This is a genomic window from Pseudomonas sp. HMSC065H01, from assembly GCF_001815235.1.
Taxonomy (GTDB): Bacteria; Pseudomonadota; Gammaproteobacteria; order Pseudomonadales; family Pseudomonadaceae; genus Pseudomonas; species Pseudomonas aeruginosa.
The window spans coordinates 74,731-95,252 of the sequence record NZ_KV819858.1; the positions used below are offsets into that span (position 1 = coordinate 74,731).

Below are 20,522 nucleotides of genomic sequence, written 5' to 3' on the forward strand. Positions count from 1 at the left end.
CTCGAATGGAATTCGTTAGCTAGCTAATTTTGGTCGCGCGTGGAGCGGCAAAAGTTCCTCGCCCGAGGCTAGGCATCGGGCAAGACACTTTTGTGAAAATCGAGACAGTCGAGGCGCGGCGGGCTCAGCGCTTGAGCATGGCGCGGATGTCGGCGAGGGCGGCGTTGCCCTTGGCCGCCTTGACCTCTTGCGGGGCGTCTTCCATGCCTTCCCATTCGAGGTCTTCGGGGGGCAGTTCGTCGAGGAAGCGGCTCGGTGAGCAGTCGATGATCTCGCCGTATTGCTTGCGCTTGGCGGCGAAGGTCATCGCCAGGTTCTGCCGCGCGCGGGTGATGCCGACGTAGGCCAGGCGGCGCTCCTCTTCCACCGTGTCGGCCTCGATGCTGGAACGGTGGGGCAGGATCTCTTCCTCCATGCCCATGATGAACACGTAGGGGAACTCCAGCCCCTTCGACGCGTGCAGGGTCATCATCTGCACGCCTTCGGCGCCTTCCTCTTCTTCCTGCTGGCGCTCCAGCATGTCGCGCAGGACCAGCTTGGCGATGGCCTGCTCGATGGTCATGTCGCCTTCCTCGTCGCGCTCGAGGGTGTTCTTCAGTGCCTCGATGAGGAACCAGACGTTGCTCATGCGGAATTCGGCGACCTTGTCGCTGGAGGCGTTCTGCCGCAGCCAGTTCTCGTAGTCGATGTCCATCACCATGCTGCGTAGCACGGCGATCGGCTCGTTCTCCGCGCACTGTCGGCGGATACCGTCCATCCAGCGCTTGAAGCGTTGCAGGCGTTCGTGGAAACGGCTGTCGAGGTGCTCGGCCAGGCCCATCTCGTCGCAGGCGGCGTACATCGAGATCTTGCGCTGGGTGGCGTAGTTGCCGAGCTTCTCCAGGGTCGCCGAACCGATTTCCCGGCGCGGCACGTTGATCACCCTGAGGAAGGCGTTGTCGTCGTCGGGGTTCACCAGCAGGCGGAAGTAGGACATCAGGTCCTTCACTTCCTGGCGCCCGAAGAAGCTGGTGCCGCCAGAGAGCCGATAGGGAATCTGGTGGTGCTGGAGCTTCAGCTCCATCAGCTTGGCCTGGTGGTTGCCACGGTAGAGGATGGCGAACTCGCTGTACGGCCGCTCGGTGCGCAGGTGCAGGGTGAGGATCTCCATGGCGATGCGCTCGGCTTCGGCGTCCTCGTTGCGGCAGCGGATCACCCGGATCGGATCGCCGTGGCCCATCTCGCTCCACAACTGCTTCTCGAATACGTGCGGGTTGTTGGCGATGAGGACGTTCGCGCACTTGAGGATGCGGCTGGTGGAGCGGTAGTTCTGCTCCAGCATCACCACCTTCAGCGAAGGGAAGTCTTCCTTCAGCTGCATGAGGTTTTCCGGGCGCGCGCCGCGCCAGGCGTAGATCGACTGGTCGTCGTCGCCGACCACGGTGAACTGGGCGCGGTCCTTCACCAGCAGCTTGACCAGCAGGTACTGGCTGGCGTTGGTGTCCTGGTACTCGTCCACCAGCATGTAGCGCACCTTGTTCTGCCACTTCTGGAGGACGTCCGGATGTTCCTGGAACAGCTTCACCGGTTGCAGGATCAGGTCGTCGAAGTCCACCGCGTTGTAGGCGCGCAGGGTGCGCTGGTAATGCAGGTAGACGATCGCGGCGGTCTGCTCCTTGGGATTGCGGGCCTTTTCCAGCGCCTCCTCCGGAAGGATCAGGTCGTTCTTCCAGGCACCGATGTAGTTCTTGATCTCGTCGACGCCGTCGTCCCCGGAATACTCCTTCTGCATGATGTCGGTCAGCAGCGCCTTGATGTCCGACTCGTCGAAGATCGAGAAACCGGGCTTGTAGCCGAGCCGTTCGTGTTCCTTGCGGATGATGTTCAGGCCGAGGTTGTGGAAGGTCGAGACGGTCAGGCCCTTGCCCTCGCCGCCGCGCAGCAGGGTGCCGACGCGCTCCTTCATCTCCCGCGCGGCCTTGTTGGTGAAGGTCACGGCGACGATGTACTGGGCGCGGATACCGCACTGCTGGACGAGATAGGCGATCTTGCGGGTGATCACGCTGGTCTTGCCGGAGCCGGCGCCAGCCAGGACCAGCAGGGGACCGCCGACGTAGTTCACGGCTTCTTGCTGCCGGGGATTGAGTCGGGACATAGGAACAGGCCGGAAGAGAGGGTTGAAGCGGGGGCGTATTCTAACAGGCTGGCTGGCATCCGCGAGAATTAGCGTGCAAGCTGTGACCGATCCCGAGATCGTTCACGCCATTTTGCTGTAGATTCCCTACCGCATTAGGATGATGCCGTTCGTTCTTTACGAAGATTCTTAAAACTTTGGAGGTTGCTTGTCAGCGCCCGCAGAACCCTTGCGCCTGCTCCTTCTGGCGGATACGCCGGACTGGGCGCCACTGCTAGGTGAACGCCTGAGAGCGTTGGGGCCTGCCTTTTCGCTGAGCATCGTCACCACCTGGGAGGGCGCGGCCACCCTGTTCGCCGCCGAGCCCCGGGGGCTGCTCCTGGCCACGCCGGCCTGCCTGCCGCTGGGGACTCCCTGTCCCTGGCCGGTGATCCTGCTGTTGCAGCAGGAGCCGGCGCAGGCGCCGGTTGGGGTGGTCGACTGGCTGGCCGCCGAACAGCTCTCCGAGGACAGCCTGCGCCGCTGCCTGCGCTACGCGCGCGAGCGCCTGGGTTTGCAGGCGACCCTGCAACTGCTCGCCGAGCAGGATCCGCTGACCGGCATCGCCAACCGCCAGGGCTTCCAGACCCTGCTCGCGGCGCGCCTCAGCGAATTCGACGGGCGTGGCCTGGTGCTCGGCCACCTCGACCTGGACAACTTCCGTCACGTCAACGATTCCCTCGGCCACCAGGGCGGCGACCGCCTGATCCTGCAGGTGGTCAACCGCCTGCGCGGCTTCATGGAGAACGGCGACAGCCTGGCGCGCCTGGGCAGCGACGAGTTCGCCCTGCTGCTGGACACCCGTCGCGATCCGCAACGCGCCGAGCGGGTCGCCGAACGCATCGTCGAATGCCTCGGCGAGCCCTACTGGATCGATGGCGAGAGCCTGTTGCTGGGTTGCAGCCTGGGACTCGCCCACGCCCGTGCCGACGAAGGCGCCGACCCGCTGATGTGGCATGCGCACATCGCCATGCAGCAGGCCAAGAGCCGCCAGGGTTGCACCTTCCATGTCTTCGACGAACGCATCAACCGTGGCGTGCGCAGCCTCGCCGACCTCGAAGCCGAACTGCGCCGGGCGCTGCGTCGCGACGAGCTGGAGCTGCACTACCAGCCGCGACTGTGCCTGGACAGCGGGCGCATCGTCGGCCTGGAGGCGCTGGTGCGCTGGCGCCACGGCGAGCGGGGCCTGCTCACGCCCAGCGAGTTCGTCCCGCTGGCCGAGGAGAGCGGGCTGATCGTGCCGCTCGGCTACTGGGTCATCGCCCGCGCCCTGCGCGACATGCAGTGGCTCAACGGGCGCGGCCTGGAGCCGTTGCACATGGCGGTGAACCTGTCGTTCCGCCAGTTCCAGGACAGCCAGTTGCTGCCGACCCTGCAACGGTTGATCGAAGAGCACGGCGTCGACGCGCGCTGGCTCGAGTTCGAACTGACCGAGACCGCCGTGATGCGGCGCAGCGACCAGGTGCTGCAGACCATGCAGGCGCTCGGCCAACTGGGCGTGCGCTTTTCGCTGGACGACTTCGGCACCGGTTTCTCGTCCTTCGTCCACCTCAATAGCCTGCCGATCACCCTGTTGAAGATCGACCGCAGCTTCGTCGGCGGCATGGACCAGCGGGCGGAAAACTTCCAACTGGTGCGGGCGATGATCAACCTGGCGCACAACCTCAACCTGGAAGTGGTTGCCGAAGGCGTGGAGACCCTGCGCCAGCAGGAGCAGTTGCGCGATTTCGGTTGCGACCAGGTGCAGGGCTACTGGATCAGTCCGCCGCTGCCGTTGGCGGAACTGGCGCGTTTCCTGGGCATCGGCGAGCGCTCGGCGCACCGCGGCCAGCCGCTCGGCAATTGAGCGCCGACGCCTCGCTGGCCGTGGCTTTCGGCAGCAACCGCGCGGTCTTCCACTCGAAGGCCAGGGTCAGGCCAATGGCCGCGCAGGCCAGGCCGCCGGCCAGCCCCCACCAGACGCCCGCGGCGCCCCAGCCGGCCGCGAACGCCAGCAGGCAGGCCAGCGGCACGCCGACCAGCCAGTAGCAGGCCAGGCCGACCAGGAAGGTGGTGCGGGCGTCCTTGAGACCGCGGATCGCGCCCATGGCGACGTTCTGGGTGCCGTCGAACAGCTCGAACCAGGCGGCGATCGCCAGCAGCGAGACGGCCATCGCGGCCACCTCCCGGTTGGCCGGGGCGTCGCGGTCGAGGAACAGGCCGATGATGGCCTCCGGCATCCACCAGAAGAGCCCGGCGAAGAGCAGCATGCACAGCGCGCCGAAGCCGATGCCGACACGCCCGGCGCGGCGTGCTTCGAGCAGGCGGCCGGCGCCGAAATGCTGGCCGATGCGGTAGGTGGTGGCGTACGACAACCCCACCGGCACCATGAACGCCACGTATACCGCCTGGATGGCGATCTGGTGCGCGGCCAGGGCGTGATCGCCGATGATGCCCATGCACAGGGTGGCGACCGTGAACATCCCCGACTCCACCGCGTAGGTGCCACCGATGGGCAGCCCCAGGCGCAGTATCTCCTCGACCATCGCCCGCTGCGGCCGTCCCAGTCCGCGCAGCAGCGAGTACTCGGCATAGGCCGGCTGCAGGCGGATATACAGGGCCAGCAGCAGCGGCATGCAGTTCATGACGAGGGCGGTGACCAGGCCGATACCGGCCAGGCCCAGGCGCGGCAGGCCGAACAGGCCTTCTATGAAGGAATAGTTGAGAGCCAGGTTGGCCAGCGCGCCGAGCACGCTGATCGCCATCACCGGGCCGGCGCGGTCGATGGCGCTGGTGAAGCCGCGCAGGACCATGAAGGCCATGTAGCCGGGCAGGGCGAATGTCAGGCTGTGGAGGAACTGCATGGCGCCGTCCACCGTCTGCGGCGCCTGGCCGAAGACCAGGAGCAGCGGCCGCAGGTTCCATAGCAGCAGGCCGGCGGCCAGGGCCAGCGCGGCGCCGACCCAGAGTCCGGAGCGAGCGGCCGCGGCGGCGCCAGCGGCGTCGTCGCAGCCGTGACGGATCGCCACCAGGTTGCCGACCGCTGCCACCACGCCGACACAGAACGTCGAGACGAAGGCGTAGCTGACCGCGCCCAGGCCGCCGGCGGCCAGCGCGTCGGGGCCGAGCTTGCCCATCATCACGGTGTCGGTGAAGACCATGGCGACATAGGCCAGCTGGGCGGCGATCAACGGGCCCGCCAGGCGCAGGATGGCTTTGAGTTCGACGAGGGATGGCGAGGACATGGATGAGTAAGGCTCAGGAGGAGATGGTTGCCGCGATGGCCTGTCGGCGTTGAGAATGCGGCTATTCTCGGTGCGACTGGCATGGCTCCACAAAAGGAAAAACAAGATGCCAGGCATGAGTAAAAGTCATGAAAGAGGTAATTCTCCAATGACCCGTCGCCTGCCCCCGCTGTATGCCCTGCGCGCCTTCGAGGCTGCCGCCCGGCACGCCTCTTTCACCCGCGCCGGCGAGGAACTGGCGATAACCCAGAGCGCGGTGAGCCGGCACATCCGTACCCTGGAGGAGCACTTCGGTTGTCGTCTGTTCGAGCGCCATGGCCGCCAGTTGCAGCTGACCGAGCCGGCACGCCTGCTGCTGCCCGGGCTGCGCGACGGCTTCGATGCGCTGGAACGGGCCTGCACCGCCCTGCGTGTGGACGACGCCACCCTGCGCCTGAAGGCGCCTTCCACCCTTACCCTGCGCTGGCTGCTACCGCGCCTGAGCCGCTTCCGCCACCTGAACCCGGATATCGAGGTGCAGCTCACCAGTGCCTGGATGGATGTGGACTCGGTGGACTTCCAGCGCGAGCCTTTTGACTGCGCGGTGTTGCTGGGCAGCGGCCAGTTCAGCCCGGAATGGGAAACGGCAGCGCTGTTCGCCGAATGGCTGGTGCCGGTCTGCGATCCCGACGAGGCCGTGGAGCCCTGGACCCTCCAACGCCTGCGTGACAGCGAGTTGCTGCACCCCACGCCGGATCGTCGCGACTGGCGACGCTGGCTGCAACGGACCGGGCTGGGGGAGGAGGTGTCGCTCAAGGGCGGCCAGGTGTTCGACACGCTGGAACTGGGCATCGTCGCCGCCGCGCGAGGCTATGGCGTGTCCATCGGCGACCTGGTGATGGTCGCCGAGGATGTCGCCCAGGGCCGCATCGGCCTGCCCTGGCCGGTGGCGGTGGCCAGCGGCGAAAGCTATCACCTGGTCTGGCCTCGTGCCCGCAGGGGACAGGAACGCTTCCAGCGATTGCGCGACTTCCTCCTCGCGGAGGTGGCGGCGATGCGTCTGCCCGTCGTCGAGCGGCTGGCGTGACGCCGCCGGACAACTCCTGGCGCTGACGCGACGTTACAGGTCGCTGCCGTCGCTGGGCCGGGCGCAGGGTTTGCGCTAGGGTCGTTGGTCGTTGCCTGTCGGGAGCGGCAGGGGACGGAGCTTCCTTCCAACCGCCCAAAGGAACCCGCCATGACCTTCGCCAAAGGAATACTCGCCGCGCTGGCGCTCGCCGCCGCAGTCGGCCAGGCCAGCGCCACCGAACTCGAGCACTGGCCGGCCCCCGCCGCCAGGCAACTGAATGCACTGATCGAGGCCAACGCGAACAAGGGCGCCTATGCCGTGTTCGACATGGACAACACCAGCTATCGCTACGACCTGGAAGAATCGCTGCTGCCCTATCTGGAAATGAAGGGCGTGCTGACCCGCGACAGGCTCGACCCTTCGCTGAAACTGATCCCGTTCAAGGACCAGGCCGGGCACAAGGAGAGCCTGTTCAGCTACTACTACCGGCTTTGCGAGATCGACGACATGGTCTGCTATCCCTGGGTCGCCCAGGTGTTCTCAGGCTTCACCCTCAGGGAACTGAAGGGCTATGTCGACGAACTGATGGCCTACGGCAAGCCGATCCCCGCCACCTATTACGACGGCGACAAGCTCGCCACGCTCGACGTCGAGCCGCCGCGCGTGTTCAGCGGCCAGCGCGAGCTGTACAACAAGCTGATGGAAAACGGCATCGAGGTCTACGTGATCAGCGCGGCCCATGAGGAACTGGTGCGGATGGTCGCGGCGGACCCCAGGTATGGCTACAACGCCAAGCCGGAGAACGTCATCGGCGTCACCACCCTGCTGAAGAACCGCAAGACCGGCGAGCTGACCACTGCGCGCAAGCAGATCGCCGAGGGCAAGTACGATCCCAAGGCCAACCTCGACCTGGAGGTGACCCCCTACCTGTGGACCCCGGCGACCTGGATGGCCGGCAAGCAGGCTGCGATCCTCACCTACATCGACCGTTGGAAGCGGCCGATCCTGGTCGCCGGCGATACCCCGGACAGCGACGGTTACATGCTGTTCAACGGCACCGCGGAAAACGGCGTGCACCTGTGGGTCAACCGCAAGGCCAAGTACATGGAGCAGATCAACGGCATGATCAAGCAGCATTCCGCCGCACAGGCCAAGGCCGGCCTGCCGGTGACGGCGGACAGGAACTGGGTGATCGTCACTCCGGAGCAGATCCAGTAGGCGAAACGGCGAGGGGCCGGCATTGGCCGGCCCCCGCATCCCTCAGCGCACCACGTGCAGGAAGTGCATGTGCCGCTCGTACTGGTCGAGGATGTCGCCGATCACGCCGTCGCGGCTCCAGCCCATGATGTCGTAGTCCTGGCCGCCTTCCTGGAGATGGACCTCGGCGCGGAAATACTTGCGCGACTCGCTGCTGTCCTCGGTGTCGCGCATCACGAAGCTCGGCGTGGTGAAGGCGCGCGGACGCACCTCGTAGATGAAATCGACCTCGCCGCCGTGGCTGACTTCCAGCCGAACCCGGCCGTCCTCGCCGTCCTGCACCTGGACTTCGTAGCCCTGCTTGCGCAGTTCGGCGGCGACGTCCTCGCAGGCCGGTCGCGCCACATCGGTGATGAAGCGGTTGACGTGGCTGCGCCTTGGGAACATGGCGATGTTGCGCAGGCGGCGCTGCCAACCGTCGCCCTCGCTTGCGCCGCTGCGCGTGGTGGGGCGGGAGAAGGTCAGCGCCTGGTAGCGGATGCCGCGCTTGGTGGCATCCAGGTGCAGCGCCTTGAACAGGCCCCAGATCGACGCCAGGAGCACGATGGAGAATGGCAGCGCGCTGGCGATGGTCGCGGTTTGCAGCGCCTTGAGGCCATCGGCGAGGAGCAGGGCGATGGCCACCACGCCCATCAGCACCGACCAGAATATCCGCTGCCAGAGCGGCGAGTGGTCCTTGCCGCTGGAGGCTAGCATGTCCACCACCAGCGCGCCGGAGTCGGCCGAGGTGACGAAGAACACCACCACCATCAGCACCGCCACCAGCGAGATCACGCTGCCCAGCGGGAAGTGCTCGAGGAAGGCGAACAGCGCCACCGAACTGTCCTGGTTGACCACTTCGGCCAACTGGGTGAAGCCCTCCTGCAGGACCATGTGGATGGCGGTATCGCCGAACACCGTCATCCACAGCAGGGTGAAGCCGGCCGGGACGAACAGCACGCCGCAGACGAACTCGCGGATCGTGCGGCCGCGCGAGATACGGGCGATGAACAGGCCGACGAAGGGCGACCAGGACAGCCACCAGCCCCAGTACAGCAGGGTCCAGCCGCCGATCCAGTCGGTGGGCTCGTAGGCGTACAGGTTGAAGGTCTTGTTGACGATGTCGGACAGGTAGGCCCCGGTGTTCTGCACGTAGGTCTGCAGGAGGAACACGGTCGGCCCGAGGACCAGCACGAAGAGCAGCAGGATCACCGCCAGGCTCAGGTTCAGCTCGGACAGGATGCGGATGCCGCGGTCCAGTCCGCTGGCCACCGAGAGCGTGGCGAGGCCGCAGGTGGCGGCGATCAGGGCGATCTGCACGGTCTGGTTCACCGGCCAGCCGAACAGGTGGTGCAGGCCGCTGTTGATCTGCAGCACGCCGTAGCCGAGCGAAGTCGCCACGCCGAACACGGTGCCGATGATCGCGAAGATATCCACCGCGTGGCCGATGGGGCCGTAGATACGTTCGCCGATCAGCGGATACAGCGCCGAGCGCAGGGTCAGCGGCAGGCCGTGGCGATAGCTGAAGAAGGCCAGGATCAGCGCGACGATGGCGTAGATCGCCCAGGCATGCAGGCCCCAGTGGAAGAAGGTCAGCTTCATCTCTTCCTTCGCCGCCTGCACGGTATTCGGCTCGCCTACCGGTGGGGTGGTGAAGTGCATCACCGGTTCGGCAACGCCGAAGAACATCAGACCGATGCCCATGCCGGCGGAGAACAGCATGGCGAACCAGGTGGTGTTGCGGTAGTCGGGACGACTGTGGTCGGGGCCGAGCTTGATGTCGCCGTAGCGGCTGACGGCGAGGAACACCACGCTGATCAGGATCAGCGCCACGGCCAGTACGTAGAACCAGCTGGCGTTGGTGATGATCCATTGCTGGACGTGGTTGAACAGCGATTGCGCTTCTTCCTGGAGGAGGACGGTAAACAGCACCAGGGCCAGGATCAGGGCGGCGGAGGTATAGAAGACCGGAGGATTCAGGGTGCTCCGGGGGGTAGTGGGTGTCTCCATGTAAGCTAGCTCTCCTTGTGATCGGATTGCCCGCCGAAGGCGGAAGACGAAACAGCCTAACACATCGTGATAGCTAATTTGATTCGAAAAGCCTTAATCGATAGCTTTGCTGAATTATTACGCTTCACGTGGAGGTCATTGCCCGATACTGCAGGGCTTCCGCCAGGTGCCGGCGTTCGATGGCATCGATGCGCTCCAGGTCGGCCAGCGTCCGGGCCACCTTGAGTATGCGATGCAAGGCGCGCAAGGAAAGTTCCAGGCGCTCTCCGGCAGCCTCCAGCCAGCGGCGGTCCGCTTCGGCGAGTGCACAATTGCGGTGCATCGCCTGGAGATCGAGATGGGCATTGGCGCAGCCCTGGCGGGCCAGTTGCCGTTGCCGTGCGGCGCCCACCCGTTCGCTGACCTCGGCGGTAGCGGTTTCGCCGTGTCCTGGCTGCAGGCTGGTGCTTTCGCGGAGCACGCTGACGTGCAGGTCGATGCGATCGAGCAGCGGTCCGGACAGCTTGCCCCGGTAGCGCTGGACCTGTTCCGGGGTGCAGCGGCAGCGGCCACTGGGATCGCCGAGGTAGCCACAGGGACAGGGATTCATCGCCGCCACCAGTTGGAAGCGCGCCGGGAAACGTACCCGGCCGTTGGCCCGGGCAATGACGATCTCGCCGCTTTCCAGCGGCTCGCGCAGGACCTCCAGGACCTTGCGCTCGAACTCCGGCAGTTCGTCGAGGAACAGCACGCCCTGGTGCGCCAGGGTGATCTCGCCCGGCTGCGGGCGGCTGCCGCCGCCGACCAGGGCCGGCGCGGAGGCGGAGTGGTGCGGCTGGCGGAACGGTCGCTGCGGCCAGTGCCTGAGGGGGACGTGGCTGGCCACCGAATGGATCGCCGCGACCTCCAGGGCTTCGTCCTCGTCGAGCGCCGGCAGCAGGCCGGGCAGGCGGCTGGCCAGGAGGGTCTTGCCGGTGCCCGGCGGGCCGCTGAGCAACAGGTTGTGCGCGCCGGCGGCGGCTACCAGCAGGGCGCGCTTGGCGGCGGCCTGGCCCTGGACCTCGGCCAGGTCTGGATAAGGGAAGGGCGCGCGGAGCAGGCCGCGGGCCTGGTAGGGCGGCAGCGGGGCCTGGCCGGAGAGGTGTCCGGCGATCTCCAGCAGGTGGTCCACGGCGAACACCGTCAGCCCGCTGGCCAGGCTGGCCTCTTCGGCATTTTCCTTCGGTACCACCAGAACGCGCCTTGCGTCGCGCGCCGCCAGCGCGGCCGGCAATACGCCTCGCACTGGCCGGATCGCCCCGGACAGGGCCAGTTCGCCGAGGCACTCCAGGCCGTCGAGGGCGGTGCCGGGCAACTGGCCGCTGGCGGCGAGGATGCCGAGTGCGATGGCCAGGTCGAAGCGACCGCCGTCCTTGGGTAGGTCGGCGGGGGCGAGGTTGAGGGTGATGCGCCGCGCGGGGAAGTCGAAACCGGCATTGAGCAGGGCGCTGCGCACGCGGTCCTTGCTCTCGCGCACCGCGGTTTCCGGCAGGCCGACCAGGGTCAGCGAAGGCAGGCCGTTGGCCAGGTGCGCCTCGACGCTGACGCAGGGGGCTTCGACGCCGACCTGGGCTCGGCTGTGGACAATCGCCAGGGACATGGATCGCTCCTTGATCTCACGCCGCTCGCAGGGGGGAGGATCAGTCGGCGGGCGGCGTCAGCTTGCTTTCGAGTTCCGCCACCTTGGCCTCCAGGGCTTCCAGCCGTGCGCGAGTGCGGGCGAGGACCAGCATCTGGCTGTCGAACTCCTCGCGGCTGACCAGGTCGAGCTTGCTGAAGGCGCTCTGCATCAGGGCGCGGAACTGCGACTCCAGCTCGGCCTTGGGCAACGGCGATTCGCCGGCGAACAGGCGGCTGGCTTGTTGGCTGAGGGCTTCGAAGACGGCTTTGGGCGGCAGCATGGCGAGGGTTCCGGTAACGAGTGGGCGGCAGTCTAGCACGATGTCGGCGGCGCTCGCGGGAGGGCCATTGCACACTTTTTGCGCAACTGTCGGAGCGCGTCTGCGCCTATTTGGTGCGCCGCCCGGAGCCCGGCGTTCCGCACTATCCCCGGGTTGGCGGCTAAGAGCTTGAAATCCGGCGGATTTGCCGGAGCTGGCAAGCTTTCTGCTTTGGCCGGGGTGAGGCGTGCACTGAAGCAGTACCGGTGCGGCAGATGAGGCGGTTGCGGGAGGCCGGCAGGTTGCGGCATCGAACGGCCGCAGCAGGGCCAGGTCGGGGCGGAGGGTCCCGATCATGCTTCCCAGAGGGACCGGCGCGTTACAAAGCCAGACACTGCGCTTAGACTGTCCTCGGGTTCGTTTTCCTGGGGCGAGTCCACCAAACACGGGAGAGAGTTTCATGAAGCTAGTCACTGCCATCATCAAGCCGTTCAAGTTGGACGACGTCCGCGAGTCGTTGTCCGAGATCGGTGTGCAGGGCATCACGGTGACCGAGGTCAAGGGTTTCGGCCGGCAAAAGGGCCACACCGAGCTGTATCGCGGCGCCGAGTACGTCGTCGACTTCCTGCCCAAGGTGAAGATCGACGTGGCGATCGCCGACGACCAGCTGGACCGCGTCATCGAGGCGATCACCAAGGCGGCCAATACCGGCAAGATCGGTGACGGCAAGATCTTCGTGGTGAACCTGGAACAGGCCATCCGCATCCGTACCGGCGAAACCGATACCGACGCGATCTAAGCCCAACCGAACCCCCAAAAGCCCCAGGAGAATACCAACATGACTCTGCGTAAGATCGCAGGGCTAGGAGCCCTATTGTCCCTCGCTTTGCCGGGCGTCGCCCTGGCCGCCGAGGAGCCCGTCCTGAACAGCGGCGACACCGCCTGGATGCTGATCTCCACTGCGCTCGTCCTGCTCATGACCATCCCCGGCCTGGCGCTGTTCTACGGCGGCATGGTGCGAGCGAAGAACGTGCTGTCGATCATGATGCAGTGCTTCGCCATCACCGGCCTGATCACCATTCTCTGGGTGGTCTATGGCTACAGCCTGGCGTTCGATACCACCGGGATGGAGAAGGGCGTCCTCAACTTCAATTCCTTCGTCGGCGGACTGGACAAGGCCTTCCTCAGCGGTCTCACCGCCGACGGGCTGACTTCCGCCACCGCGCTGTTCCCGGAAAGCGTGTTCATCACCTTCCAGATGACCTTCGCGATCATCACTCCGGCGCTGATCGTCGGCGCCTTCGCCGAGCGCATGAAGTTCTCGGCGATGCTGATCTTCATGGCGGTCTGGTTCACCGTGGTCTACGCGCCGATCGCGCACATGGTCTGGAGCGGTGACGGCGCCCTGATGTGGGACTGGGGCGTGCTGGACTTCGCCGGCGGCACCGTGGTGCACATCAACGCCGGTATCGCCGGCCTGGTCGCCTGCCTGGTGCTGGGCAAGCGCAAGGGCTACCCGACCACGCCGATGGCGCCGCACAACCTCGGCTACACCTTGGTCGGGGCGGCCATGCTGTGGATCGGCTGGTTCGGTTTCAACGCCGGTTCCGCCGCCGCCGCCAACGGCACCGCCGGGATGGCCATGCTGGTGACCCAGATCGCCACCGCCGCCGCGGCCCTGGCCTGGATGTTCGCCGAGTGGATCACCCACGGCAAGCCGAGCGCCCTGGGCATCGCGTCCGGTGTGGTCGCCGGTCTGGTGGCCATCACCCCGGCCGCCGGCACCGCCGGTCCGATGGGCGCGCTGGTGATCGGCCTGGCCTCCGGGGTGATCTGTTTCTTCGCCGCCACCAGTCTCAAGCGCGCGCTGAAATACGACGATTCCCTCGACGCCTTCGGCGTACATGCGGTCGGCGGTATCGTCGGCGCGCTGCTCACCGGGATTTTCGCGGCGCCGTCGCTGGGCGGCTTCGGCAGCGTGGAGGACATCGGCGCGCAGTTCTTCGTGCAATTCAAGGGCGTGGTCTTCACCGTGGTCTACACCGCCGTGGTGACCTTCGTGATCCTCAAGGTGCTGGACCTGGTCATGGGCCTGCGGGTCACCGAGGAAGAGGAAGCGGTCGGCCTCGACCTGGCGCTGCACAACGAGCGCGGCTACAACCTGTAATACCTGCCGGCGCCCGGCTTTCCGCCGGGCGTCGGTTTGCCTCCCGCGCTCGCCTTCGCCGAACGCCATGCCCTTGTGCGTCGAAAGTCCTGGGCGCTTCCCGCGACTGCCACCACCTTTCCGCAACCGGTCTTTCAGTGACTGCCAGCGGACTGCGCCACCATCAGCTTTCACAGGTCTGCCTCTTACGCTCTTTGCTTTTTCAAATGCCGCGCTAGAATGCGCGGCGCGACGGATCGGAGCCGATTTGGAACAGCAGCATGTGGCAGCAGACCCTGATCACCTTGCGCCCGCGTCCGCGGGGCTTTCACCTCGTCACCGAGGAGATACTCGACGCCTTGCCGGAGCTTCGGCGGTGCCGGGTCGGCCTGCTGCACCTGCTTTTGCAACATACGTCGGCTTCACTGACCCTGAATGAAAATGCCGATCCTGCCGTACGCCGGGATTTCGAGCGTTTTTTCGAGCGGCTGGCGCCACGCGGCGAAGTCGGCTATGAACACAACGACGAAGGTCCGGACGACCTTCCGGCGCATTTCAAGGCCAGCCTGCTGGGCTGCCAACTGACCCTGCCGATACAGTCGGGAGGGTTGGCACTGGGCACCTGGCAGGGGATCTATCTCGGTGAACACCGGGACAGGGGCGGGGCACGGCGCGTGCTCGCCACCTGGCAGGGCGAGTCAGTATGAATTTTTTCCGGCGGCGCTCATCAAAACGCGCGGCTGGGCTATAACTAACCTGCTTTTGCAGCACCGAGAGGTTGACCATGAGCGAAGAAGAACTGGAACAGGACGAGCTGGACGGCGCTGACGAGGACGACGGCGAAGAGCTGGCCGCGGCCGACGACGGCGAAGCGGACAGCGGCGACGGCGACGAGGCCCCCGCCCCCGGGAAGAAGGCGAAAGCCGCCGTGGTGGAAGAGGAGCTGCCCTCGGTCGAAGCCAAGCAGAAAGAGCGTGACGCCCTCGCCAAGGCGATGGAGGAGTTCCTTTCCCGCGGTGGAAAGGTGCAGGAGATCGAACCCAACGTGGTGGCCGATCCGCCGAAGAAGCCGGACAGCAAGTACGGCAGCCGCCCCATCTGATTTCGCGCCATCCCAAGGCCCGCCTCCCGCAAGGGATGGCGGGCCTTGTGCTATGGCGCCGGTCACTTTGACAGGCCGCCGCATCCCGGTTGGCGAGCCGATCTTTCGCCTGTTCAGGCACGGCTGGCGACGGGCCAAGGCCTTTTCCTTTCCGGTGGCAGCGCTACCGTTCCACATCGTCAACCGAAGCTGCTTGCCATCCAGGCGCTCCAAGCGGCGTCCGGGGTTGCCGGAGAGCGAGCTGTAGAGCTTGCTTAAGAATTTTCCTAGCGATTCTTAGGCGGATTCGCGGAGCCGTGTAGGTCCTGTCTTATGGCTCCTTTCCAGGTGTTCTGAAAAGATTATCCACCCATCAAGTTCACTCCGGTTCCGGCGGATTTTCCCGGACATGCCGGACACATCGGTTGTCATCCCATGGAGTTCAAGACGTTCCGTCGAACCCTGCTGCTTGCGGCAGTCCTGTTCGTTCCCGCCGGCACCAGCATGGCTGCCAATCTGTACGCTTTCGGCGGCCGCGATATCGCCGTGCCCTCGATCCTTCCCGAGGGAAGTGTCATGTCGCGCTACACGTTCACTCCCATGCAACTGTGCGGCAAGCCCAGCTGCGATCTCATCGGCGTCTCTCTGTACAACAAGGGAAGTGTCTGGGACCCGATCGATGGTCCGGACCTGAATACCAACGTGCCGGGCCTCTCGGTGCGCCTGCTGCTGGATGGCATACCGGCGAGCAGCCGTTTCAAGGGCACTTTTTCGCAAATCGCGGAGATCCAGTTGTTCCGCAACTCGACGCCGCTCTCCGACGGCCAGTTCGCGAGCGGAGCCTTCAACTCGTACTTCCTCATTACCTACAAGGACGGGCTTATTGCGTCTGGCACCTCCTCCATCAGGTTGACCGGGAGCGTCACCACGATCAATGCGACCTGCCAGGTCGCCGACCAGACCGTGAAGCTGCAGTCGATCGCTGCCGCCCGGCTGAACGGCGTCGGCACCTACGCGGCCGTTACCCCGTTCAATCTCGTAGTGGCCGGCTGTCCTCGCGGGTACAACCGCGTCGGCTACAGCCTTCAAGCGGTGGGGGGCGCGGTGGCCGAAGGCTCGGGTGTGCTGCCGCGCCTGGCGGGCAGCACCGCGACCGGCGTATCGATCCGGGTCACCGACGAGGCCGGCGTGCCGCTACGGATGGGACTCTCGTTGCCGGTGACCGCGTATGACAAGAACACCGGCGGGGCGTACTGGATCCCGATGAAAGCGTCCTATGTGCAGACCGCCGAGAAAATCACGCCCGGCTCGGTCCTGGCCGCGATGGTGATCCTGCTCGACTACCAGTGAGGCAGGGGAGGGCAAGAGCGCGCCTCACCCGAACGCCTCGAAGAACGCCAGGGCCCGCGGGTCGCTGGCATAGGCGATGTTGATACGCAGCCAGTCGCTCTCCTCGCCTTCCGGGCTGAAGCCGCTGCCCGGCGACAGCAGCACGTCCAGGCGTGTCGCCACGGCCTGCAATTCGGCGAACGGGTAGTCGCCGATACGGGCCCAGACGAACATCCCGCCGACCGGTTCGGCGAACACCTCCCAGCCGTTGTCCCCAAGCACCCGCAGGGTCGCCGCCATCTGCCGGGTCAGGCGCTGGCGCAGGCGTTGCACCAGCTTGCGGTAACTGCCGTTGGCGAGCATGGTCGAGACCACGCATTCGGCGAAGCGCTGGCTGCCGATGCTGGTGTACATCTTCACATCCGCCAGGCGCCGGATCAGCTCGGGGCCGGCGATCAGGTAGCCGACCCGTAGCGAGCAACTGAGGGTCTTCGAAAAGCTCGCCAGGTAGATCACCCGGCGCAGCGAATCGAGGGTTGCCAGGCGGGTGCTGGGGCCGTTCTGGAAGTCGGCGTAGATGTCATCCTCGACGATGTGGAAATCATGCTGCTCGGCCAGTTGCAGCACGCGGTGGGCCACTGAGGGGCTGAGGCTGGTGCCGGTGGGGTTGTGGTACATGCTGTTGGTGAAAAGGAACTTCGGCTTGTGCGCGCGGAGGATCGTCTCCAGCGCGGCGGTGTCCGGGCCGTGGCGGGTGCGCGGCACGCCGAGCATCTTCACCCCGTGGAACTTCAGCAGGTTGAACAGGTTGTAGTAGCCGGGGTTCTCCACCACCACCACGTCGCCCGGCTTGAGCAGCGTGCGTACCAACAGGTCGAGGGCATGGCTGGCGCCGGTGGTGGTGAGGATCTGCTCCGGGTCGACATGGATATCGATCAGCCGCAGGCGTTTCTGGATGTGCTGGCGCAGCGCCGGCAGGCCCAGCGGAGTGCTGTAGTCGAACAGCCCGGCGAGTTCGCTGCGGGCGACCTGGCGGATCGCGTAGCTGAGTTCCTCGACTTCCCGCCAACTGTCCGGAATCCAGCCGCAGCCGAGCTTGAGTTTCGTCGAGCTGCCGCTGAACTGGCCCCATGCGTTTTCCGCGCCTTCGTGCCATTCGCTGTCGAGGTCGGTAGTGGCGGCGGGCGCCTCGGCGACGAAGAACCCCGAGCCGTGCCGCGATTCCAGCATCCCCAGGGCGACCAGGCGGTCGTAGGCCTCGATCACGCTGGACTGGCTGAGCTGGTTTTCCCTGGCCAACTGGCGTATCGACGGAATCCGCGTGCCGGCGCGGACGCGATTGCCGCGGATCCAGCCGCTGACCCCTGCGACGATCTGCTGCACCAGCGGCTCGCTGGCATTGCGGTCGATCCGGAGGTGCATGTCTGACTCACTGTTCGGTTTTTTCAGGCGAACAGTTAAGCACAAATCCGAACAGCTGTTACTTGTTCCGTAGCGCCGCCGCGCCGGATAGTCGACGCCTCTTCTCGCGGGCTAGCCAATGCCCACCGCTCTGCCGCGGCAGGCCCTTGAACGGAGAAACGCATGAGCAATACCCGTCGCCACGCCGCATGCCTGGCCTTCGGCCTGTGCCTGATCACCTTGGCGGTGAACCTCCAGGCGCCGCTGTACACCGCCTACGCGGAGCTTTCCGGCTACGGCGCGGCAGCTACCGCCAGCGCTTTCTCCGGCTATGTGCTCGGCGTACTGCCGGTGCTGCTGGTACTCGGCGGGTTGTCCGATCGGATCGGGCGCAAGCCGCCGATCGTCGTCGCGCTGCTGCTGTCGATGGTGGCCACCCTGGTGATGGCGCTCTGGCCGCGCCTGGAGGCGCTCGGCGTGGCGCGCCTGTTGCTCGGCGTCGGCACGGCCCTGGCATCGGCCACCGGGACGGCCTACATGAGCGAACTGATCGCGGGCGGGGATTCCCGCACCTCGGCCAACTGGGTGACCGCCAGCACCTCGCTCGGCTTCGGCCTCGGCGCGGCACTGACCAGTCTGTTCCTGCTGTTCCGGGAGAGCCTGGTGCCCGGCAGCTTCTGGGTCCAGTTGGGACTGGCCTGCGTGGCCCTGGCGGCGGTGGCGGGCCTGCCGGACGAGGCGCCGCGCGGGCGCGATACGCCGATGCTGCGGCTGCCGTTCTTTCCCGCCGGCAGCCTGCCGTACGGTCTCTCGATCCTGCTGGCATGGGCCACTGTGGGTCTGGTCATCGCGGTCCTGCCTTCGCTGCTGGCGGCCCACGGGCTGGCGCGCTGGTCGGGCTTCTCGACCTTCACCGTGATCAGCTGCGGCCTGCTGTTCCAGCCGCTGGCGCGGCGGATGGCGCCGGCCTCGGCGACCTGCCTGGGGTTGGTGATCCTGCCGCCGAGCTATGCCCTGCTGGCCTGGGGCGCGATCCACGGCTCATTGGCTGCGGTGCTGTTCGGTGCGCTGGGCGCGAGCAGTTCCTGCTACGGCTTCACCTACCTGGGCGGGCTGTCGGCGGTGAATGTCCTGGCCGGTGCGGAAAAGCCGCGGGCCAGCGCGGGCTACTTCCTGTTGGCCTACCTCGGCTTCAGCCTGCCGGTGATCTTCACCGGGTTGATCGCGGATCGCTTCGGTGCGTCGACGGCGTTGCTGCTTTTCGGCGTGTCGCTGACGTTGGCTGCCGTTGCGGTGGCGTTTTCCATCTTGCGCGGGGTCGGGCGCTTAAAGGCCAGCGCTTCGCGTGCCTAGGCGCTACCCGCGACCGGGGGCCCGGTCCGTCATTGCAGGCGGGCGAGCAGGGCCGGCAGCTCGGCGAGGCTGCGGATCTCCGCGCTCGGCTCTTCCTCCCCGGCCCAGGGCTTGCCGTTTGGGTTGAACCAGATGGCACGCATGCCGGCGCGGCGCGCTCCGGCGATGTCGTCGCTGGGGTGGTCGCCGATGTGTACCGCTGCCGAGGCCTCGACGCCGGCGCGCTTCAGGGCTTCGCGGAATGGCGTCGGGTCGGGCTTGCCGACGCCCAGTTCCTCGGCGCAGAGGGCGAACCGGAAGTAGTCGGCCAGGCCCAGGCGGCGCACGTCGGCGTTGCCGTTGGTGAGCACGCCGAGGGTGAAGCGGTCGGCGAGGATCTCCAGGGTCGGGTGGACCTCGGGAAACAGAGTGACCCGGTGGCGCGCTTCGAGGAATACCTGGAAACCGGCCTCAGCCAGGCTTTCCGCCTCCGCCTGTGGATAACCGGCGTCGAGCAGGGCATGGAACAGGATGCGCCGGCGCAGCTCGCTGAGACGGTGGCGCAGCATCGGTTCGCGATCCAGCAGGCGGGTGCGGATCGCCCACAGGTGCTCGATGGGCACCGGACCCAGGCGCGCCGCGTTGCTCGCCAGCCATTCGCGGAGCAGGGCCTCGGCGTTGTTCATCACCGGGGCGACGTCCCACAGGGTGTCGTCGAGGTCGAAGGTGATCAGTCGCAGGCTGCTCATGGGTCGTTGCCTCCATCGGCGTTGCCCTTGCGCTTGGCGCGGGGATGGGCGCGGTCGTAGACCGAGGCCAGGTGCTGGAAGTCCAGGTGGGTATAGATCTGGGTCGTGGCGATGTCGGCGTGGCCGAGCAGTTCCTGCACGGCGCGCAGGTCGCCGGACGACTCCAGCAGATGGCTGGCGAAGGAGTGCCGCAGCATGTGCGGGTGCAGGTGCTGGCCCAGCTCGCGGACGCCGGCCTGGCGCACTCGCAGTTGGATCGCCCGTGGCGTCAGGCGCTTGCCGCCGCGGCCGATGAACACCGCTCCGTCTTCCGGAGCGGCCTGGGCGCGCAGCGGCAGCCAGGCTTCGAGCGCCTGGCGCGCGGCCTTGCCGACCGGCAGCTCGCGGACCTTGTTGCCCTTGCCGCGCACTCGCACCAGGCCTTCCTTGAGGTCCAGCCATTCGAGATCGAGGCCGACCAGTTCCGAGAGGCGCAGCCCGGAGGAATAGAACAGCTCCAGCAGGGCCTGGTCGCGGCGGGCGATGAAGTCATCCTCCACGGCACCGTCGAGCAATTGCAGGGCGCGGTCGGCGTCGAGGGTCCTGGGCAGCTTGCGCGGACTCTTTGGCGCGCTCAGGCCGTTGGCAGGGTCGTGCCGGCAGCGCCCTTCGCGTAGCAGGTACTGGTAGAGGCCGCGCGTCGCCGAGAGCAGCCGTGCCAGGCTGCGGCTGGATTGGCCCTGCTGGTGCAGGCGGGCGACGAAGGTGCGCAGGCTGCGGGTGTCGAGGGCGTTCCAGTCGGAGAGCCCGGCCTTTTCGGCGAGGGCGAGGATCTTCAGCAGGTCGCGGCGGTAGCCGTCGAGGGTGTGCGCGGAGACCTGGCGCTCGCTGCGCAGATGTTCGAGGAAGGCATCCAGGTCGGCGCGCATCTCGGACC

17 protein-coding genes are annotated in these 20,522 nt (G+C 66.5%); 9 read left to right on the forward strand and 8 right to left on the reverse strand.

Annotated elements, in window-relative coordinates:
• Window positions 1-124: 124 nt before the first annotated feature.
• Entirely contained in the window at window positions 125-2,134 is a 2,010-nt protein-coding gene (rep, locus tag HMPREF3014_RS07555) for a DNA helicase Rep (RefSeq protein ID WP_003110454.1), read from the reverse strand.
• 187 nt (window positions 2,135-2,321) lie between these two features.
• Here rep and HMPREF3014_RS07560 point away from each other — a divergent pair, with 187 nt between their 5' ends.
• Entirely contained in the window at window positions 2,322-3,998 is a 1,677-nt protein-coding gene (locus HMPREF3014_RS07560) for a putative bifunctional diguanylate cyclase/phosphodiesterase (protein ID WP_003121292.1), read from the forward strand.
• Here HMPREF3014_RS07560 and HMPREF3014_RS07565 read toward each other — a convergent pair.
• On the reverse strand, window positions 3,910-5,376 hold the full coding sequence (locus tag HMPREF3014_RS07565) for a NorM family multidrug efflux MATE transporter (protein WP_003098258.1): 1,467 nt from the start codon (window positions 5,374-5,376) through the stop codon (window positions 3,910-3,912). The genes HMPREF3014_RS07560 and HMPREF3014_RS07565 overlap by 89 nt on opposite strands.
• Window positions 5,377-5,524: 148 nt before the next feature.
• On the opposite strand from HMPREF3014_RS07565, the gene HMPREF3014_RS07570 reads away from it, so the two are divergent.
• Window positions 5,525-6,442, forward strand: a complete 918-nt coding sequence (locus HMPREF3014_RS07570) for a LysR substrate-binding domain-containing protein (protein ID WP_003098255.1) — start codon at window positions 5,525-5,527, stop codon at window positions 6,440-6,442.
• Window positions 6,443-6,592: 150 nt separating this feature from the next.
• Window positions 6,593-7,642, forward strand: a complete 1,050-nt coding sequence (gene pchP, locus HMPREF3014_RS07575) for a phosphorylcholine phosphatase (protein ID WP_003110458.1) — start codon at window positions 6,593-6,595, stop codon at window positions 7,640-7,642.
• 42 nt (window positions 7,643-7,684) lie between these two features.
• Here the strand turns inward: pchP and betT are convergent, their stop codons facing one another.
• The 3 genes from betT to HMPREF3014_RS07590 form a co-directional block, all read right to left on the reverse strand.
• Window positions 7,685-9,670 (reverse strand): choline BCCT transporter BetT, encoded by a 1,986-nt coding sequence (gene betT, locus HMPREF3014_RS07580; RefSeq protein WP_070734467.1) that lies wholly within the window; start codon window positions 9,668-9,670, stop codon window positions 7,685-7,687.
• Between the two features lie 124 nt (window positions 9,671-9,794).
• Window positions 9,795-11,288 (reverse strand): YifB family Mg chelatase-like AAA ATPase, encoded by a 1,494-nt coding sequence (locus HMPREF3014_RS07585; RefSeq protein WP_003098248.1) that lies wholly within the window; start codon window positions 11,286-11,288, stop codon window positions 9,795-9,797.
• Between the two features lie 40 nt (window positions 11,289-11,328).
• A complete protein-coding gene (locus HMPREF3014_RS07590) occupies window positions 11,329-11,589 on the reverse strand; it encodes an accessory factor UbiK family protein (RefSeq protein WP_003096478.1) in 261 nt (86 codons plus the stop codon).
• A gap of 439 nt (window positions 11,590-12,028) precedes the next feature.
• Here HMPREF3014_RS07590 and glnK point away from each other — a divergent pair, with 439 nt between their 5' ends.
• The 5 genes from glnK to HMPREF3014_RS07615 all read left to right on the forward strand — a co-directional run bounded on the left by glnK (window position 12,029) and on the right by HMPREF3014_RS07615 (window position 16,145).
• A complete protein-coding gene (glnK, locus tag HMPREF3014_RS07595) occupies window positions 12,029-12,367 on the forward strand; it encodes a P-II family nitrogen regulator (RefSeq protein ID WP_003096476.1) in 339 nt (112 codons plus the stop codon).
• A 39-nt stretch (window positions 12,368-12,406) separates the two neighbouring features.
• Window positions 12,407-13,735 (forward strand): ammonium transporter, encoded by a 1,329-nt coding sequence (locus tag HMPREF3014_RS07600; RefSeq protein ID WP_016562483.1) that lies wholly within the window; start codon window positions 12,407-12,409, stop codon window positions 13,733-13,735.
• Window positions 13,736-13,995: 260 nt separating this feature from the next.
• Window positions 13,996-14,421 (forward strand): secondary thiamine-phosphate synthase enzyme YjbQ, encoded by a 426-nt coding sequence (locus HMPREF3014_RS07605; RefSeq protein ID WP_003096441.1) that lies wholly within the window; start codon window positions 13,996-13,998, stop codon window positions 14,419-14,421.
• Window positions 14,422-14,498: 77 nt separating this feature from the next.
• Window positions 14,499-14,816 (forward strand): transcriptional regulator SutA, encoded by a 318-nt coding sequence (gene sutA / locus HMPREF3014_RS07610; RefSeq protein ID WP_003098240.1) that lies wholly within the window; start codon window positions 14,499-14,501, stop codon window positions 14,814-14,816.
• A gap of 414 nt (window positions 14,817-15,230) precedes the next feature.
• Complete coding sequence (locus HMPREF3014_RS07615) at window positions 15,231-16,145, forward strand: fimbrial protein (RefSeq protein WP_003118059.1); 915 nt, start codon at window positions 15,231-15,233, stop codon at window positions 16,143-16,145.
• Between the two features lie 24 nt (window positions 16,146-16,169).
• Here the strand turns inward: HMPREF3014_RS07615 and HMPREF3014_RS07620 are convergent, their stop codons facing one another.
• Window positions 16,170-17,546, reverse strand: a complete 1,377-nt coding sequence (locus HMPREF3014_RS07620; protein WP_003098233.1) for an aminotransferase-like domain-containing protein — start codon at window positions 17,544-17,546, stop codon at window positions 16,170-16,172.
• Between the two features lie 162 nt (window positions 17,547-17,708).
• Here HMPREF3014_RS07620 and HMPREF3014_RS07625 point away from each other — a divergent pair, with 162 nt between their 5' ends.
• Window positions 17,709-18,878 (forward strand): MFS transporter, encoded by a 1,170-nt coding sequence (locus HMPREF3014_RS07625; RefSeq protein ID WP_003118057.1) that lies wholly within the window; start codon window positions 17,709-17,711, stop codon window positions 18,876-18,878.
• A gap of 29 nt (window positions 18,879-18,907) precedes the next feature.
• Here HMPREF3014_RS07625 and HMPREF3014_RS07630 read toward each other — a convergent pair whose 3' ends face one another.
• Window positions 18,908-19,606: an HAD family hydrolase gene (locus tag HMPREF3014_RS07630; RefSeq protein ID WP_003123715.1), complete on the reverse strand. Its 699-nt coding sequence runs from the start codon at window positions 19,604-19,606 to the stop codon at window positions 18,908-18,910.
• Window positions 19,603-20,514, reverse strand: coding sequence for a tyrosine recombinase XerC (xerC, locus tag HMPREF3014_RS07635; RefSeq protein ID WP_003096434.1), 912 nt, complete (start codon window positions 20,512-20,514; stop codon window positions 19,603-19,605). Before xerC ends, HMPREF3014_RS07630 begins: the two co-directional genes overlap by 4 nt.
• Window positions 20,515-20,522 lie beyond the last annotated feature (8 nt).